Here is a 16469-nt window from a genome sequence, read left to right on the forward strand (position 1 = left end):
GCAGGGCGGCTAGGGTTGCGGGATGAGTGATATGCCCCGATTCATCCACCTTCGCACCCATACGCAATACTCGCTTCTCGAAGGCGCCGTTCCGGTCAAGAAACTGCCCGGACTTTGCGCCGATATGGGCATGCCTGCCGTTGCCGTGACCGATACGAACAATATGTTCGCCGCGCTGGAGTTTTCCGAAACCGCGGCAGGGGCGGGCATCCAGCCGATCATCGGCTGTCAGGTAGATGTCTGTTTTGAGCCACCCGCATCGGGGGAAAAAACCCGTGCCCCGGCGCCTGTTGTGCTTTTGGCGCAGAATGAAGGCGGGTATGAGAACCTGATGAAGCTCAATTCATGCCTCTATGTGGACAAGCATGATGACCTGCCGCAGGTGCAGCTGGATGAGCTGGAGGCGCATTGCGAAGGGCTGATCTGTCTGACCGGCGGGGCCGAGGGCCCGGTGGGGCAGCTTTTGCAGATGGGCAACCGCGACAAGGCCGAGGCGCTGATGAGCCGCCTGCAGCGCGCCTTCGGGGATCGCCTTTATGTCGAGTTGCAACGCCATCCCGGAGAAGGTGGGCAGCCCACCGCGGGGGAGCGGGCCACCGAACGGGGGTTTGTTGAAATGGCCTATGCGATGGACATCCCGCTGGTGGCCACCAATGATGTTTTCTTTCCCAAGACCGATCTTTACGAAGCGCATGACGCGCTGATCTGCATCAAGGAAGGGGCCTATGTGGATCAGGCCGAGGGCCGCCGCCGCCTGACGCCGCAGCACTATTTCAAAAGCCCGCAGGAAATGGTCACGCTTTTTGCGGATCTGCCAGAAGCTGTTGAGAACACTGTGGAAATCGCCCTCCGCTGCGCGTTCAAGGCCTATAAGCGCGCGCCGATCCTGCCGCGCTTTGCCGATGACGAGGTGGCCGAACTGCGCCGCATCGCCAATGAGGGGCTGCAAAAACGGCTGGCGGTGATCCCGCACGCGGTCAGTGTTGAGGAATACCAGAAACGGCTGGATTTTGAGCTGGGCATCATCGAGGGCATGGGGTTCCCGGGCTACTTCCTGATCGTGGCGGACTTCATTCAATGGGGCAAGGATCAGGGTATTCCGGTGGGTCCGGGGCGGGGGTCCGGCGCGGGCAGTCTTGTGGCTTATGCGCTGACCATCACCGACCTTGATCCGCTGCGCTACTCGCTGCTGTTTGAACGGTTTTTGAACCCCGAACGGGTGTCGATGCCCGACTTCGATATCGACTTTTGCATGGATCGCCGTGAAGAGGTGATCAAATACGTGCAGGAGAAATATGGCCGCGACAAGGTGGGCCAGATCATCACCTTCGGTGCGCTTCTGTCCAAGGCCGCCGTGCGCGACGTGGGGCGTGTGTTGCAGATGCCTTATGGGCAGGTGGATCGCCTGTCGAAATTGATCCCTGTTGAGGGCGTAAAGCCCGTGTCGATCAAGGAAGCGATTGAACAGGAACCGCGTCTGCGCGAGGAAGCGCGGTCAGAAGAAGTGGTGCAGCGCCTGTTGGATTATGGCCAGCAGGTTGAGGGGCTCTTGCGAAATGCCTCGACCCACGCCGCCGGTGTGGTGATCGGTGACCGGCCGCTGGACGCGCTGGTGCCGCTTTACCAGGACCCCCGCTCTGACATGCCGGCGACCCAGTTCAATATGAAATGGGTCGAACAGGCCGGGCTGGTGAAGTTCGACTTTCTTGGCCTCAAGACCCTGACGGTCATTCAAAACGCGGTGGACCTGATCAAAGGGCAGGGGCGCGACATTCATATCGGCCCGGATGGCACGCAGCTTTATGATCCGCCGGAAGGTGCGGTGAATGAGATTAACGCCATCCCGCTGGATGACAAAGCAACCTACAAGCTCTACGCCTCGGCCAAAACGGTAGCCGTGTTCCAGGTGGAAAGCTCGGGCATGATGGATGCGCTCCGGCGCATGAAACCCACCTGTATCGAGGATATCGTGGCGCTGGTGGCGCTTTACCGCCCCGGCCCGATGGAGAACATCCCGACCTATTGTGAGGTCAAGAACGGGCTGAAGGAGATCGAGAGTGTCCATCCGCTGATTGACCATATTCTTGAGGAAACTCAGGGCATTATCGTTTATCAGGAACAGGTGATGCAGATTGCCCAGGTGATGGCGGGCTATTCGCTTGGTGGTGCCGATCTGCTGCGCCGCGCCATGGGTAAGAAGATCAAGGAGGCGATGGACGCCGAGCGGCCCAAGTTCGAAAAGGGGGCTGCCGAAAACGGGGTCCCCGCCAAGAAGGCGTCCGAGGTTTTTGACCTTCTCGAAAAATTTGCCAATTACGGCTTCAACAAATCCCACGCAGCCGCCTATGCGGTGGTGAGTTACCAGACCGGATGGCTCAAGGCGAACCACCCGGTGGAGTTCATGGCCGGCGTCATGAACTGCGATATCCACCTGACCGACAAGCTGTCGATCTACGCCGAAGAGGTGCGCCGTGGGCTGGATATCGAGATCATTCCGCCCTGCGTGAACCGCTCTGTTGCGACCTTCAGTGTGAAAGATGGCGCGGTTGTCTATGCGCTGGGCGCGCTCAAGAATGTCGGGGTCGAGGCGATGCAGCTGGTGGTCGAAGGACGCAAGGTTGACGGAGTCGATAAGCCTTTTGCCACGCTTTATGATTTCGCCCGCCGGGTGGATCTGAAAAAGGTCGGCAAACGCCCGATGGAGATGCTGGCGCGGGCGGGGGCCTTTGACCAGATCGACCCGAACCGCCGCCGGGTGTTTGACGTGCTGGATGCGCTTGTGGCCTATTCCGGTGCGGTGCATGAACAGCGGGCCTCCAATCAGGTGTCGCTGTTTGGCGAAGCAGGTGAGGACCTGCCGGAGCCGAAAATGCCGCCGGTGAATGACTGGTTGCCGAATGAGCGGTTGGCGGAAGAACACAAGGCCATTGGCTTTTACCTGTCCGGGCACCCGCTGGATGACTACCTGCCTGCCTTGAAGCGCAAGGGGGTGATGACACTTCAGGAACTGCGCGAGAAGGCTGAACGCAACGGCGCGGTGGTGGGCAAGGTGGCGGTGATCGTCGGCGGATTGCAGCAACGCAAATCCGGGCGGGGCAATCCGTTTTTCCGCATGAACATCTCTGACCCGACGGAACAGGTGTCGGGCATGGCGCTGTTTGCTGATGATTTCGAAGCCTGCCGCAAGGTGTTTGATGAGACCTTGCAGGTGGTGATGACGTTGGAAGGGCGGTTTAACGAAGGGCAGTTCGACCCGATCGCACGCTCGGTTGCGCCGATTGAAGCGGTGGTGGCAGATGCGGGCGGCATGGCGCTGAAAGTGTATCTGGATGAGCCGGGCGCGGTGGCGATGGTTGCCAACCTGCTGAACGAAGCGGCGGAGACCGCCAGGAATGTGCGCCCCGGCGAGGTGAGTCTGTGCCTGTTGGACCCGACCCTGCCCGGAGAGGTCGAGATGACCATTGGCCGGTCCTATCCGCTGAACCCGCAGATCAAGGGGGCGCTGAAGTCACTGGATGGTGTGGTGGATGTGGAAGAGGTGTAGCTGCCGCGCCTGATTGCCCTTTCGGGCGCTCAGGCTTGGCGGTGGCCTCGCTTTGCTCGGCGGCCTCCGGCGGGGATATTTTTAGCAAGAGGAAGAAGGGGCGGAGCGCTCGTATGTTGCGCCGCGCTTCACTATTCCCTGTTCAGGTATTAAGGCGGGACGCTTTAATAATGCGGCGGGCGTTCGTCGCCAAGGATCACCCCGCCCGTGCCGCCCGCTTCGCGCTGGGCTTCTCGCTCCATCAGCATCTGCACCCGATGGGTCATTTGGGCCAGTTCGATATCCTGACGGGCAATGACATCCGACAGCTCTTCGACCTGTTTGGTCAGATGGGCGACGGTTTCTTCCAGATGGGTGAGGCGATCTTGTGACATGGGGTCGGAATATCGGGTTTTGCGCCTGCTTCCTAGCCCGAAAACAGCGTGGCGTGGGAAACGCCGCCCTTACATGTGAAGATTGCGTAAAACATGGGGCTTTCCGCGCCGCTTGCCTTGCCCCAACGCCCCCCATCGGCTAGACCGCCCGCGTAAGCAAACAATGGGACCAGAGCGATGGCCAAGCAAAAGAAACAGCCCCGCCCCAAGGCAGAGACGCCCAAGGGGTTTCGTGATTACTTCGGCACCGAGGTGACACGGCGCAAACATATGCTGGATCAGATTGCGGCTGTTTATCATCGCTATGGGTTTGATGCTCTGGAAAGCTCCGCCGTGGAAACGGTTGAGGCGCTGGGCAAATTCCTGCCGGACGTGGACCGCCCGAATGAAGGTGTGTTTGCCTGGCAGGAGTTTGACGAGAAGGGGAACGGGGATTGGATGGCGCTGCGCTATGATCTGACCGCTCCGCTTGCGCGGGTCTATGCACAGCATCGCAATGACCTGCCCACCCCTTATCGCCGCTATGCAATGGGGCCTGTGTGGCGCAATGAAAAGCCGGGGCCGGGGCGGTTTCGGCAGTTTTATCAATGTGATGCGGATACGGTTGGCACCTCGTCCATGGCCGCCGATGCCGAGATCTGCGCGATGCTGGCTGACACTTTGGAAACCGTCGGCATTCCGCGCGGCGATTATCTGGTGCGGGTGAACAACCGCAAGGTCATGAATGGTGTGCTTGAGGTGATGGGGGTCGAAGATGGCCCCGTGCGCGACGCCGTTCTGCGCACCATCGACAAGTTTGACAAAGTGGGTGAAAGCGGCGTGCGTGAGCTCTTAGGCAAGGGCCGTCTGGATGCTTCGGGGGCCTATATCGATGGGGTCGGGCTGGAGCCGGAAAACGCGGAACCCGTGATTGCCTTCCTGACCTCGAAAGGCGCCGACGCGGCGGAAACGCTCGCAAACCTGCGCGCGGCCGTGGGCGACAGCGCCATTGGGGTCGAGGGCATTGCCGAACTGGAACAGATCGCAGAGCTGCTGGCCGCACAGGGCTATGGCCCTGACCGGATCGAGATTGACCCCTCGGTCGTGCGTGGTCTTGGCTATTACACCGGCCCGGTGTTCGAGGCGGAACTGACCTTCGAAATCCTCGACGAAAAAGGCCGCAAACGCCAGTTTGGCTCGGTCGCGGGGGGCGGGCGTTACGACGACCTCGTTGCGCGTTTCACCGGGCAAAAGGTGCCTGCCGTGGGTGTGTCGATTGGCGTTGATCGTCTGCTTGCCGCGCTGGAGGCGAAAGGCCGCCTGAGCAATGACGGACAGGGGCCGGTGGTTGTGACCGTGATGGATAAAACCCGTCTCGCGGATTATCAGGCGATGGTTGGAGAGCTGCGTCAGGCTGGCATCCGTGCCGAGGTCTATCTGGGCAATCCGAAAAACTTCGGCAACCAGTTGAAATATGCCGACAAGCGCAACTCACCAGTCGCGATCATCGCAGGTAGTGATGAATTTGATGCGGGCAAGATCCAGATCAAGGATCTGGTTCTGGGGGCCAAAATCGCCGAAAGCGCCACGCTTGAGGAATGGAAGGAACGCCCGAGCCAGTTCGAATGCGCGCGCGCCGATATGGTTGCCAAAGTGCGCGAAATCCTTGAGGCCGACAATGGATAAAGCTCTGATCAGAGCCGAAGCCGCCCGCCTGCTGGAGCTATTTGAAGGCAAGGGCGCACAGGTGATTGAAGCAGACATCCTGCAGCCCGCCGAAATCCTGCTTGACCTTTATGGCGAAGACATCCGCGCGCGCGCTTATGTGACCCATGATCCGGTCCGCGGCGAGGTGATGATGCGCCCGGACTTTACCGTGCCTGTGGTGCAGATGCATATGGCCGAGGGGGCGGAACCGGCCCGCTACGCCTATATGGGGGAAGTGTTTCGCGCTCAGGATGACATCACCAACCGTACCTCCGAACAGTTCCAGGTCGGCTATGAGGTGTTTGACCGCGAGGCCCCCGCTGAGGCGGATGCCGAAGTGTTTGCGATCATGCAGGACGTGCTGGCGCCGCTGAACCTGCGTGCGGCCACCGGGGATCTGGGGTTGTTGCTGGCTGCGGTGCGGGGGTTGAAGACCACCGACCGGCGCAAGGCCGCCCTTGAACGTCACATCTGGCGTCCCCGCCGTTTCCGCGCGCTTCTGGATCGTTTCGCGGGCCGTGCCCCAATGCCCGAAGGCCGTGCGGCCCTTCTGGCCAGAGAGCATCCGATGGATGTGGACGCCCCTCAGATCGGGTTGCGCACCCAGTCCGAGATCGCAGCGCGTGTCGATACTTTGCGCGAAGATGCTCAGGCGGCGCCGATTTCGGCAGGAGAGGTTGAGCTGCTGGATGATCTGCTGGCCCTTCGTGAAACCACATCCAACGTATTGGAGCATCTGCGGGACATTGCCGTCGACATGCCTGCCATCGCCCCCGCCGTTGACCGGATGGAACTGCGCTGTGAGGCGTTGGTAAAGCGCGGGGTGGATATTGATCGCCTCGATTTCGAAGGCAGCTATGGCCGCACCTCGATGGAATATTACGACGGGTTCGTCTTTGGCTTTTATGCCGAGGCCCGCCCCGACCTGCAGCCGGTGGTCACCGGGGGGCGCTATGATGCGTTGACCCGTGTGCTGGGGCATCAGAACGGGGAACGCCGCGACATTCCCGCCGTGGGTGGCGTGATCCGCCCGGAACTGTCCCTTTTGCTGGGAGCCGCATCATGAGTGTGAAACTGGGAGTGCCCTCAAAAGGGCGCTTGATGGAAAAGACCTTTGACTGGTTCGGCAGCCGGGGCATCGAACTTGCCCGCACCGGGTCAGACCGCGAATATGCGGCCGCGGTGCGTGGTATTGACGGCATTGAATTGGTGCTGCTGTCCGCCGGTGAAATCCCCCGCGAACTGGCCGCCGGGCGCATTCATCTGGGCGTGACCGGGACCGATCTGGTGCGTGAAAAACTGCCCAGCTGGGCCGATAAGGTGACCGAGCTCGCTCCGATGGGGTTTGGCCATGCGGACCTGATCATCGCGGTACCCAAATGCTGGGTGGATGTGAACACGTTGGATGATCTGGATGCGGTGGCAGCGCAGTTTCGCGCCAATCACGGCTTCCGCCTGCGGATCGCCACGAAATATCACCGCCTGATCCGCGATCACCTGCGTGACCACGGCGTGGCGGATTATCAACTGGTCGACAGCCAGGGGGCAACCGAAGGCACGGTGAAAAACGAAACCTCCGAAGCGGTGGCCGACATCACCTCAACCGGCGAAACCCTGCGCGCCAACCACCTGAAGATCCTCGGCGATGGTCCGGTGCACAAAAGCCAGGCCACGTTGTTCAAGTCGCGAAAAGCCCTCTGGGACGAAGAGGATCGGGCCACGCTCAAGACCCTGACCAGCAAGCTGGGCATCAACGGCTAAACGGGCGACACACGCAAAACGTCCTTCCGAAGAGGACAGATCTTGGAAAGGCGGCCAGTCACCGGGCCGCCTTTTTTACGACCACCTGTTTCCCGAGCACCGCTTTGCCAAAGCCGCCTTGCCCCAGACTGCGCCACTCGGGGCGCACGGATTACCACCAGACGACACCACCCCCACATGTGAAAAGGACGCGGAAATCCCGCGCCCTCTTCCTCTTGCCAAAAATATCCCGGGGGTCCGGGGGCCGCGCCCCCGGCCTGACCATTTACCGTTTGCGTGAGCGCAGGAACCCGGTGATGTCATAGGCTTTCTCAAGGATCGGCTGGGCAATCGCCTCGGCCTTATCCGCACCATCGCCAAGAATGCGGTCGATCTCCCCCTTGTCATTCATCAGCCGCGCCATTTCAGCCGAAATCGGCGCAAGCTTTTCGACCGCCAGATCGGCCAATGCAGGTTTGAACCGGCCCCAACCAGCCCCGGTGAACTCTGAAATCACCGCTTCCGGGCTCGCATCCGACAGGCTCGCATAAATCTCGACCAGGTTGCGGGCCTCTGGACGGTCCTTCAACCCTTCCAGCGTATCGGGCAGCGGCTCCGGATCGGTCTTGGCCTTCTTGAACTTCTTCGCAATCGTGTCCGCATCATCGGTCATGTTGATGCGCTCCATGTCACTTTCGCCGGATTTCGACATTTTCTTCGATCCGTCCCGCAGGTTCATCACCCGCGTGGCTGGGCCATCAATGATCGGCTCGGGCGAGGGGAAGAACTCCCCGGCCTTGAAGTCATGGTTGAATTTCTGCGCAATATCGCGTGTCAGCTCCACATGCTGCTTCTGATCCTCACCCACCGGCACATGGGTGGCGTGATAAAGCAGAATATCCGCCGCCATCAGCGACGGGTAGGCGTAAAGGCCAAGTGAGACCTTCTCGGCATTCTTGCCCGCCTTGTCCTTGAACTGGGTCATCCGGTTCATCCAGCCAACCCGCGCCACGCAGTTGAAAAGCCAGGCCAGCTCTGCATGGGCCGAAACCTGCGACTGGTTGAACAGGATCGACTGGGTCGGATCAATGCCCGCCGCCAGATAGCCCGCGGCCACCTCGCGGGTGGCATCGGTCAGTTCTGCCGGATCCTGCCAGACGGTGATCGCATGCAAATCCACCACGCAATAGATGGTTTCATATGCCTGCCCCTGCATGTCGACGAACCGTTTGATCGCGCCAAGGTAATTGCCCAGCGTCAGACCGCCCGATGGTTTGATGCCCGAGAAAACGCGCGGCGTATGTGTGGTCATGAGGGTGCTCCGTTTGAAGGATCTGGATTTTCCGTGCCCCCTCGCTTACCCATGCTCCAGGGCCACGTCAAGAAGCCCCCCTTTGTGTAGCACCGATCAAGGCAGATGAGCATGAATGCGACCCCGAAGAGAACCGACGAGACGCGCGATCCCCCCCACGATACCCCTCCTGGCCCCGCAGTAAATCCGCTGCCCCCCGTGGTGATTGCCCTGACCGTCTTCATGATCGGGATCGAAATCCTGTTTGCCGCAGGCAGTTCCGGTCTTATCGGCGGTCCCGAGGCACTTGGCTGGCGTATTTCTGCAATCGAAGACTGGGGCTTTCGCGCGCCCCTGTTCAGCTGGATGCTTGAGCGCGGCGATTTCCCACTGCGCGATCTCGCCCGCTTCGTGACCTATCCGTTCCTGCATCTCAGCTTTCAGCACCTCCTGTTTGTGCTGGTCTTCCTGCTGGCGCTTGGGAAAATGGTGGGTGAGGTCTTCTCGGCCCCCGCCTTCCTTGCGGTTTTCTTTGGATCCTCCATCGCGGGCGCACTTGCCTATTGGGCGGTGTGGGACAGCGCCATTGTGCTTTATGGCGGCTACCCCGCAGTCTATGGCCTGATCGGGGCCTATACTTTCCTGATCTGGACCAGGCTCGCCCTTACCGGCGGCAACCAGATACAGGCGTTCAGCCTGATTGGCTTTCTCCTGGGGATCCAGCTCATCTTTGGCCTTCTGTTTGGCGGTGGCATCGACTGGGTGGCTGAGCTTGGCGGCTTCTTTGCCGGTTTCGGCCTGTCGTTCCTTGTCAGCCCCGGTGGCTGGCGGCGCGTGTTGATGCGCCTGAGGCAGCGCTGACCCGCCCGCCCCCCTTTTTTCTTGTTAAAAATATCCTGGGGTGAGGGCGAAGCCCGAGGGGCAACGCCCCTTACCCGCATTGGGATCCCTGACCCTGCTTGAGCCTGTCAGCCGCCGCGCCGGAAGGCCGCTTTCAGCTCGTGTGGGTAAAACGCGCCCAGCATACGTCCGAAAAGGAAGTAGCTGACCATCCCAATCGCAATCAGCATAAGCAAGGCAAGATACCGCCAGCCGGGCGCAGCAAGGGCAGGGCCGAGCACAAGGCAGGACATCCAGAGCACACCCCCCATGGCAATCGCGGCAAAGCCAATACGCCAGATCCGGCGGCGAAAACGGGCGTCAAACCGGGCGACCTCGCCAAAACGCCGACCGCCCAGCATCAAAAGCACCGCCATGAACCAGCCGGCAATCGTGGTGGCAATCGCCGGGGCAACCCAGCCAAGCACCGGGGCCAGCCCGATGGCCAGCACCGCGTTTACCCCCATCGACCATAGCGCATAACGAAAGGGGGTTCGGGTGTCCTCGCGGGCATAAAACAGCGGTTGCAGGAATTTCTGCAAAACAAATGAGGGCAGGCCGAGCCCGTAGATCGCCACAGCCATCGCAATGGCCGCCGTGTCATCCGCACCGGTCTGTCCGCGCTCAAACAGGACGGAAACAAGCGGCAGGGGCATGACAATCAGCGCCACGGCGGCCGGGATGGTCAAGGCGAGAGAGATCTCACCTGCCCGCGAAAAGGCGGCCCGGGCCCCGTCCTGATCATCGGCTTTCAGGCGCCGGGCAAGATCCGGCAACAGCACGATACCGACCGCAATCCCCACCACGCCAAGGGGCAGCTGGTAAAGCCGGTCAGCGGCGTAAAGCCAGCCCACGGCCTTTTCGAAATTCGATGCCACCTGCTGCCCGACCAGAAGATTGATCTGCATCACCCCCCCGGAGAGCGCCGCAGGGATGGCCACCACAACCAGGTTTTTCATTTCCGGTGTCCAGCGCGGGCGGCCGGGCCTGATCGAGATCCCGGCGCGGGCTGTTGCCACCCAGACGATGGCCAGCTGCACGATGCCTGCCGCCGGCACCATCCAGACCACCAACCAGATCACCTCTCCGCCCAGAAGCGCCCCGGCAAGCATCGCCCCGATCACCAGGATGTTCAGAAAGACCGGCGCGGCGGCCGCGGCGGCAAAACGACCAGTGGCATTGAGCACACCGGAACACAGCGCCGCGAGCGAGATGAACAGGATATAGGGGAACATCACCCGACCATAGCCAACCGTCAGGTCGAAACTTTCGGTTCCGGCAAACCCACCGGCAACCGCCCAGACCAGCGCAGGCATGAACAACAGCGCAAGCCCGGTGAGCAGCATCAGCACAAACAAAAGCCCGCTCATCGCCTGCGAGGCAAATCCGCCCGGATCATCGTCCGCTTCGTAGCGTTTGGAAAACATCGGCACGAAGGCTGCGTTAAATGCGCCTTCGGCAAAGAAACGGCGAAACATGTTGGGCAGTCGAAACGCGGCGACAAAAGCATCAAGCACCGGGCCGGGGCCGATATAAGCCAGCAGGAATACCTCGCGCACAAGGCCCAGAACGCGGCTCATCAGGGTCCAGAACCCGACGGTCAGAACCCCGGAGATCAATCGGATCGGTTTCATTCCAGTTTCATTCCAGTTTCATGCCTGTCTTCATGCCCGCCTTGATGCCCACCTTCATGCCCGGTCTCATGATTGTGCCCGCTCAGCCGCGCGTTCGATCGCCTCGCGCAGTCGTTTCTCCAGGGTTTGCTGCTTGCTTTCCGCGTGGAATTTCAGCCCGAACATGTCTTTGACATAGAAGCTGTCGACCACCTGTTCCCCATAGGTCGCGATCACGGCCGAGGCGATATAGACGTTGGAATTGGCGAGGGTCCGGGTGAGGTCGTACAGCAGTCCGGGCCGGTCGCGCGTATCCACTTCGATGATCGTGTAGATCTCGGACCCCTCATTGTCGAAGGTGATTGTCGTGGGCACCTTGAAGGCGCGTTCCCGTTTCTTGATCTTGTCGCGCCCGGCTATGGCTTCGGTTGCCACGACCTCGCCTTTCAGCACCTTGTCGACCATTTTGATCAGCCGCGCTTTTTTCGAGACGTCAAACGGGCCGCCATCGGTATCCTGCACCCAGAAACAGGCGGTGGCATAGCCATCGTTTGAGGTATAGGTGCGCGCATCCACGATATTGGCGCCCACCAGCGTCAGGGCGCCGGCAAGGCGTGAAAAGATCCCCGGATGATCGGCCAGAACGTAATAGACCCGGGTCACATCCCGGTCGTGATCCGGCTCCAGCTCAACCCGCACCTCGTCATCGCCAATCCCCCGCAGCATCTGGGCAAACACCGTATGAGCGGTGACATGCAGCCCCTGCCAATAGGCGTCATAATGGCGTTTGGTCTCGCGTTTGAGGTCCTTTGGATCCCAATCCGACAGCGCCTCGCGCAGGGCCCGTTTGGCTTCGGCGCCACGGTTCTCGCGGCTCAGCTCTTCCATCCCGCCTTCCAGCACCCGGTGGGTCTGGTTGTAAAGGGTGCGGATCAGCGTGGCTTTCCAGTTGTTCCAGGTGTCCGGGCCAACGCCGCGAATGTCGCAGACGGTCAGGACGGTCAGCAGGTTCAGGCGCCGGACCGACCGCACCGCCTTGGCAAAGTCGCGCACCGTGCGTGGGTCGGCAATGTCGCGTTTCTGCGCCATATCGGACATGAGAAGGTGATAGCGCACCAGCCATTCCACCGTTTCGCATTCCTTGGCGGTCAGCCCCAGACGCGGGGCCACCTTGCGGGCAATCTGAGCGCCCAGCACCGAATGGTCCTGCGGGCGCCCCTTGCCGATATCATGCAGCAGCATCGCCACCATCAGCGTCTTGCGGTTGACGCCTTTGTTGATGATTTCCGAACTGATCGGCAGCTCGTTTTCCAGCTCGTGGCGTTCGATCCGGGCAAAGTTGGAGATCACCTGAATGGTGTGCTCGTCCACCGTATAGGAATGATACATGTTGAACTGCATCATCGCCACGATCGGTTCAAACTCCGGGATGAATGCCGCCAGAACGCCCAGCTCGTTCATGCGTCGTAACGCGCGTTCAGGGTTTCCGTGTTTCAACAGCAGGTCGAGGAAAATCCGGGTCGCTTCCTTGTCGGCGCGCATCTCGTCGTCGATCAGGTGCAGGTTGGCTGACACCAGCCGCATCGCGTCCGGATGGATCAGCATACCGGTGCGCAGCCCCTCTTCGAACAGGCGCAACAGGTTCAGCTTGTCGGACAGGAAGCTGACGGGTTTGGCCACATCCAGCCGCCCCTGATTGACAACAAACCCGGATTTGACCTTTTTGCGCCGTTTCAGAAACCGCATCAGGGCGGGCTCCTGCTTCAGGTGCTGCGCCTCAAGCGCGGTCAGGAAGATGCGGGTCAGCTCCCCCACCTGGGTGGCATGGCGGAAATAGGTCTGCATGAAATGCTCAACCCCGCGCCGGCCATCCTTGTCCCGAAATCCAAGCCGCTCGGCAATCTCGACCTGCAGATCAAAGGTGATCTGTTCGGTGGGGCGTCCGGTCAGAAGGTGCAGCTGGCAGCGGGTGGCCCAAAGGAACTCATCCGCGCTGCGAAACGTGTCATATTCCTCTTCCGTGAAAACACCCAGCCCGACAAGATCGGACGTGTCCACAACCCGGTGCTGATATTTCGCAACCCAGTAAAGCGTCTGCAGATCGCGCAGCCCGCCCTTGCCCTCTTTCACATTGGGTTCCACAACGTAACGCTGCCCGCCCTGTTTCTTGTGACGGGCGTCGCGCTCGGCAAGCTTGCCTTCGATGAATTCCGGCAAAGTGCCCTTGAAAAGCTCCGACCAGAGGCGGTCGGTCAATTCGCCCGCCAGCGCCGCGTCGCCACAGATGGCGCGCTGTTCCAGCAGGGCGGTGCGGATGGTGATATCTTCGCGCCCCAGCCGCAGGCAGTCGTCGATGGTGCGCGCGGAATGGCCCACTTTCAGGCGCAGGTCCCACAGCATGTAAAGCATGCTTTCGATCACGCTTTCGGCCCAGGCGGTGATTTTGTAGGGCGTCAGGAACAACAGATCCACGTCGGATTGCGGCGCCATCTCGCCGCGCCCATAGCCGCCCACCGCGCAGACAGCCATACGTTCCGATGCGGTGGGGGTTTGCAGCCGGTGCAGCACTTCGGTGGCCACGCGGAACACGGTGCGCACGATCCCGTCGGTCAGGTGGGCGTAAGAGGCGGTGGCGGCATAGGCGGCAAAGGGGTTTTTTTCCAACGCCGCCGCAATGGATTTCCTGCCGTCCTTCATCGCGATACGCAGCGCGGCAACGGTCAGCTTGCGCCGCTCTGCATCGTCTTTTGCCTCCTTCAGCGCAGGAACAAGATCCCCCCACAGCGCCGCCGCGTCAAAAATCGCGGCGGGCGGGCAGATCAACTGATCTGTCTGGGCATATGGCAGGGCAGCGGGCTCAGAAACCAGCACCGGCAAAACTTCTCGGCGCAGGGTCGATGACCACAACTTGGTTGTTTTGGATCTGGGCCACGGCCAGGCCCCGCTCATTGGTGCCATCGCCACGCAGGCGGAAGATGCCGTTGACCCCAGCAAACCCCTGTGCCTGTGTCAGTGCGGTTGAGGTGAGCGCGTTGGCTTTGCCTGATTTGGCCAGGGCACCAATGGCGGCAATCCCGTCATAAGCCAGCCCGGCAATCGGGTGCGGGGGCGCGCCGTATTTGGCCTGATAGCGGGCGCGGAACTGATTGTTCAGGGCCGGGTCGGGAATGGCAAACCAGCCGCCCTGCAGGCCGGGCAGGCTGAGGGCATTGGCCGGAATGTCCCAACGCTGCAGCCCGATCAGCTGCACGCTGCCCGCCGCCACACCGTTTTCGGGCAGCAGGCCGGCAAGGAAAGGCAGGGCGCCAGAGGTGCCCGAGGTCAGGAACAGGGATTGCGCCCCCGAGGATTTCACCTCGCGGCTGATGCCCGGGATCGCGTTCACGATCCCATTCTGCGACAGCTCAAATCCGCGAACGCCAGCCAGTGTCGCCCCTTTTGCAGCGATGGCGTTCTGAATGGCGCGGCTGCCGTCAGTTTCGGCGCCATCATCGCCATGCACCACCATGATCCGGCCCTTGCCCTGCGTTTTGGCATAGCTCACCAGCCGGTTGGCGGTGTTGTTGAACGTATTGCCCAGCACAAAGACATTGCCGCCAGCAATGGACGGGTTGTTCGAGAAGCTCAGAACGTTCACGTTCCGTCTGGCCACGGCAAGCCCCGCCGCGTTGGCATTTTTCGCAAATACCGGCCCCAGCAGGATCTTGGCCCCGTCATTCACCGCCTGCATTGCCACGCGGGCAGCCTGTTCCGGGTTGCCAGCCGTGTTGTAGACGCGCAGATCAATGGTCACACCCGAAAGCTCCGACATCGCCAGACGGGCCGCATTCTCCAGCGAACTGGCCAATACCGTGTCCGTGGCCGATCCTGATCCCCCAGGCACCAGCAGAGCCACCGGCACAGGTTTCGACGGATTGATCCGCTGTCCCCCTCCGTTTGACGTATCAATGGTACATGCGGACAGAAAAATGGCTGAAGCAATTGAAATCGCGACCCCGGCTGACTTGCGGGCGCGCTGGAAAACAGCGAACATGAAACATCCTCTCCCGGATACAAGCTGGACGGTCCCGCCGCCCATTGCAGACGCCGACATAATAATCACCTTGCTCGATAGGTCCAGTGTGAAACCCGAAATCTCTCCCCTTGATGCAGGCCTTTACCTGGTGGCAACGCCCATTGGAAATGCCCGCGATATTACCCTGCGCGCCCTTGATATCCTGGCCTCTGCCGATGTGATCGCGGCAGAAGACACCCGCACTGCGCGTAAGCTCATGGATATTCACGGAATTCCGGTCAGGGGCCGCCCGATGATCCCCTATCACGATCATTCCGGGCAAAATGGCCGGGCCGGGATTCGCAAGCTGATCGCAGAGGGGCGCTCGGTCGCTTATGTCAGTGAGGCCGGTACGCCACTTGTTGCCGATCCGGGATATGCGCTGGCGCGTGATGTGGCCCAGCACGAAGGGCTGGTGACGGCTGCGCCCGGGGCGTCTGCCGTTTTGACGGCGCTTAGCCTTTCCTCGCTTCCCTCCGACAGGTTTCTTTTTGCGGGCTTTCCGCCAGCGGCCAAAGGGGCGCGTAAAACCTGGTTGTCCGACCTGCTGACCACCGAGGCCACGATTGTCCTTTACGAAAGCCCCAAACGGATCAACCGACTGTTAATGGATTTGTGTTCTCTTCAAGCGGGTCATCGCCCCGCCGCCATCTGCCGTGAGCTGACAAAACGATTTGAAGAGGTCTTGCGTGGCAACGTGCAGGAACTGTCCGAAACACTTGAGGATCGCACATTGAAAGGTGAGATCGTTCTGGTCATCGGGCATGTCGCCGTGACACCGGGGGAAGAGACGCTGGAACAGGCTTTGAGAAGAGCAATGAAAGACATGTCGAAAAAAGATGCCGTCGCTTTTGTCACGGAAGCTTTGGGCCTTCCGCGGCGAAAAGTGTATCAGGCGGCGTTGGAACTGGAGCGTGAGGAATGAGCGGAAAAACCTCCTATCTGGCGGGGATTGCGGCGGAAAACGCCGTGAGTGTGGATTATGCGCAAAAGGGGCATGATATCGCTGCGCGCCGCTGGCGTGGAAAAGGGGGAGAGATTGATCTGGTTGCAAAGGATGGGGACGGTTTCATTTTCATCGAAGTGAAGAAGGCCCGGGATTTTGCCCGTGCCGCCGAAAGGCTGACAAAACGGCAGCTGTTTCGGATTTACAATGCTGCAAGTGAATTTGTGGCCCAGCAGCCAAAAGGGATGCTGACACCAATTCGAATTGACGTGGCCTTGGTCAATCAATTCGGTGAGCGCAAGATTATCGAAAACGTCTCGGCCTATTAAGCCGGGTCCAACG

General features: G+C 60.6%; 12 protein-coding genes. 7 read left to right on the top strand and 5 right to left on the bottom strand.

Annotation, left to right across the window (positions count from 1 at the left end; translation table 11 throughout):
- Positions 1 to 22 precede the first annotated feature (22 nt).
- The gene (gene dnaE, locus AKJ29_RS04235; RefSeq protein WP_055188224.1) at positions 23 to 3544 is read left to right on the top strand and encodes a DNA polymerase III subunit alpha; all 3522 of its coding nucleotides are present in this window, start codon (positions 23 to 25) and stop codon (positions 3542 to 3544) included.
- A 164-nt stretch (positions 3545 to 3708) separates the two neighbouring features.
- On the opposite strand, the gene AKJ29_RS04240 is transcribed toward dnaE, so the two are convergent.
- Positions 3709 to 3918: a SlyX family protein gene (locus AKJ29_RS04240; protein ID WP_055188226.1), complete on the bottom strand. Its 210-nt coding sequence runs from the start codon at positions 3916 to 3918 to the stop codon at positions 3709 to 3711.
- Positions 3919 to 4095: 177 nt separating this feature from the next.
- On the opposite strand from AKJ29_RS04240, the gene hisS reads away from it, so the two are divergent.
- From hisS to hisG, 3 genes are read left to right on the top strand one after another with little or no spacing between them, the layout of a single operon-like run.
- Positions 4096 to 5583 carry a histidine--tRNA ligase gene (gene hisS / locus AKJ29_RS04245; protein WP_055188229.1) on the top strand — a complete coding sequence of 496 codons (1488 nt, stop codon included), beginning with the start codon at positions 4096 to 4098 and terminating at the stop codon, positions 5581 to 5583.
- Positions 5576 to 6670 carry an ATP phosphoribosyltransferase regulatory subunit gene (locus AKJ29_RS04250; RefSeq protein WP_055188230.1) on the top strand — a complete coding sequence of 365 codons (1095 nt, stop codon included), beginning with the start codon at positions 5576 to 5578 and terminating at the stop codon, positions 6668 to 6670. The genes hisS and AKJ29_RS04250 overlap by 8 nt, the downstream gene beginning before the upstream one ends.
- Positions 6667 to 7365: an ATP phosphoribosyltransferase gene (hisG, locus tag AKJ29_RS04255; protein WP_055188232.1), complete on the top strand. Its 699-nt coding sequence runs from the start codon at positions 6667 to 6669 to the stop codon at positions 7363 to 7365. The genes AKJ29_RS04250 and hisG overlap by 4 nt, the downstream gene beginning before the upstream one ends.
- A gap of 265 nt (positions 7366 to 7630) precedes the next feature.
- Here hisG and trpS read toward each other — a convergent pair whose 3' ends face one another.
- Positions 7631 to 8656: a tryptophan--tRNA ligase gene (trpS, locus tag AKJ29_RS04260; RefSeq protein ID WP_055188234.1), complete on the bottom strand. Its 1026-nt coding sequence runs from the start codon at positions 8654 to 8656 to the stop codon at positions 7631 to 7633.
- Positions 8657 to 8767: 111 nt separating this feature from the next.
- Here trpS and AKJ29_RS04265 point away from each other — a divergent pair, with 111 nt between their 5' ends.
- On the top strand, positions 8768 to 9496 hold the full coding sequence (locus tag AKJ29_RS04265) for a rhomboid family intramembrane serine protease (RefSeq protein ID WP_082392529.1): 729 nt from the start codon (positions 8768 to 8770) through the stop codon (positions 9494 to 9496).
- A gap of 107 nt (positions 9497 to 9603) precedes the next feature.
- Here AKJ29_RS04265 and murJ read toward each other — a convergent pair whose 3' ends face one another.
- From murJ to AKJ29_RS04280, 3 genes are all read right to left on the bottom strand, one after another.
- Positions 9604 to 11148 carry a murein biosynthesis integral membrane protein MurJ gene (gene murJ / locus AKJ29_RS04270; protein ID WP_055188236.1) on the bottom strand — a complete coding sequence of 515 codons (1545 nt, stop codon included), beginning with the start codon at positions 11146 to 11148 and terminating at the stop codon, positions 9604 to 9606.
- A gap of 66 nt (positions 11149 to 11214) precedes the next feature.
- A complete protein-coding gene (locus tag AKJ29_RS04275) occupies positions 11215 to 13998 on the bottom strand; it encodes a [protein-PII] uridylyltransferase (RefSeq protein ID WP_055189013.1) in 2784 nt (927 codons plus the stop codon).
- Positions 13985 to 15160, bottom strand: a complete 1176-nt coding sequence (locus AKJ29_RS04280; RefSeq protein ID WP_055188238.1) for a penicillin-binding protein activator — start codon at positions 15158 to 15160, stop codon at positions 13985 to 13987. The genes AKJ29_RS04275 and AKJ29_RS04280 overlap by 14 nt, the downstream gene beginning before the upstream one ends.
- Between AKJ29_RS04280 and rsmI the strand changes: the two genes are divergently transcribed.
- Positions 15159 to 16106, top strand: a complete 948-nt coding sequence (gene rsmI, locus AKJ29_RS04285) for a 16S rRNA (cytidine(1402)-2'-O)-methyltransferase (RefSeq protein WP_082392507.1) — start codon at positions 15159 to 15161, stop codon at positions 16104 to 16106. The two genes, AKJ29_RS04280 and rsmI, sit on opposite strands and share 2 nt — an antisense overlap.
- A complete protein-coding gene (locus tag AKJ29_RS04290) occupies positions 16103 to 16456 on the top strand; it encodes a YraN family protein (RefSeq protein WP_055188240.1) in 354 nt (117 codons plus the stop codon). Before rsmI ends, AKJ29_RS04290 begins: the two co-directional genes overlap by 4 nt.
- Positions 16457 to 16469: the final 13 nt, after the last annotated feature.

The organism is Aliiroseovarius crassostreae (assembly GCF_001307765.1).
Classification (GTDB): domain Bacteria; phylum Pseudomonadota; class Alphaproteobacteria; order Rhodobacterales; family Rhodobacteraceae; genus Aliiroseovarius; species Aliiroseovarius crassostreae.

What these genes read in the sequence shown, in the direction of transcription:
- dnaE (WP_055188224.1), top strand. Translation starts at nt 23, where the DNA reads ATGAGTGATATGCCCCGATTCATCCACCTTCGCACCCATACGCAATAC.
- hisS (WP_055188229.1), top strand. Translation starts at nt 4,096, where the DNA reads ATGGCCAAGCAAAAGAAACAGCCCCGCCCCAAGGCAGAGACGCCCAAG.
- AKJ29_RS04250 (WP_055188230.1), top strand. Translation starts at nt 5,576, where the DNA reads ATGGATAAAGCTCTGATCAGAGCCGAAGCCGCCCGCCTGCTGGAGCTA.
- trpS (WP_055188234.1), bottom strand. Translation starts at nt 8,656, where the DNA reads ATGACCACACATACGCCGCGCGTTTTCTCGGGCATCAAACCATCGGGC.
- AKJ29_RS04290 (WP_055188240.1), top strand. Translation starts at nt 16,103, where the DNA reads ATGAGCGGAAAAACCTCCTATCTGGCGGGGATTGCGGCGGAAAACGCC.
- AKJ29_RS04240 (WP_055188226.1), bottom strand. Translation starts at nt 3,918, where the DNA reads ATGTCACAAGATCGCCTCACCCATCTGGAAGAAACCGTCGCCCATCTG.
- murJ (WP_055188236.1), bottom strand. Translation starts at nt 11,148, where the DNA reads ATGAAACCGATCCGATTGATCTCCGGGGTTCTGACCGTCGGGTTCTGG.
- AKJ29_RS04265 (WP_082392529.1), top strand. Translation starts at nt 8,768, where the DNA reads ATGAATGCGACCCCGAAGAGAACCGACGAGACGCGCGATCCCCCCCAC.
- rsmI (WP_082392507.1), top strand. Translation starts at nt 15,159, where the DNA reads ATGAAACATCCTCTCCCGGATACAAGCTGGACGGTCCCGCCGCCCATT.
- hisG (WP_055188232.1), top strand. Translation starts at nt 6,667, where the DNA reads ATGAGTGTGAAACTGGGAGTGCCCTCAAAAGGGCGCTTGATGGAAAAG.
- AKJ29_RS04280 (WP_055188238.1), bottom strand. Translation starts at nt 15,160, where the DNA reads ATGTTCGCTGTTTTCCAGCGCGCCCGCAAGTCAGCCGGGGTCGCGATT.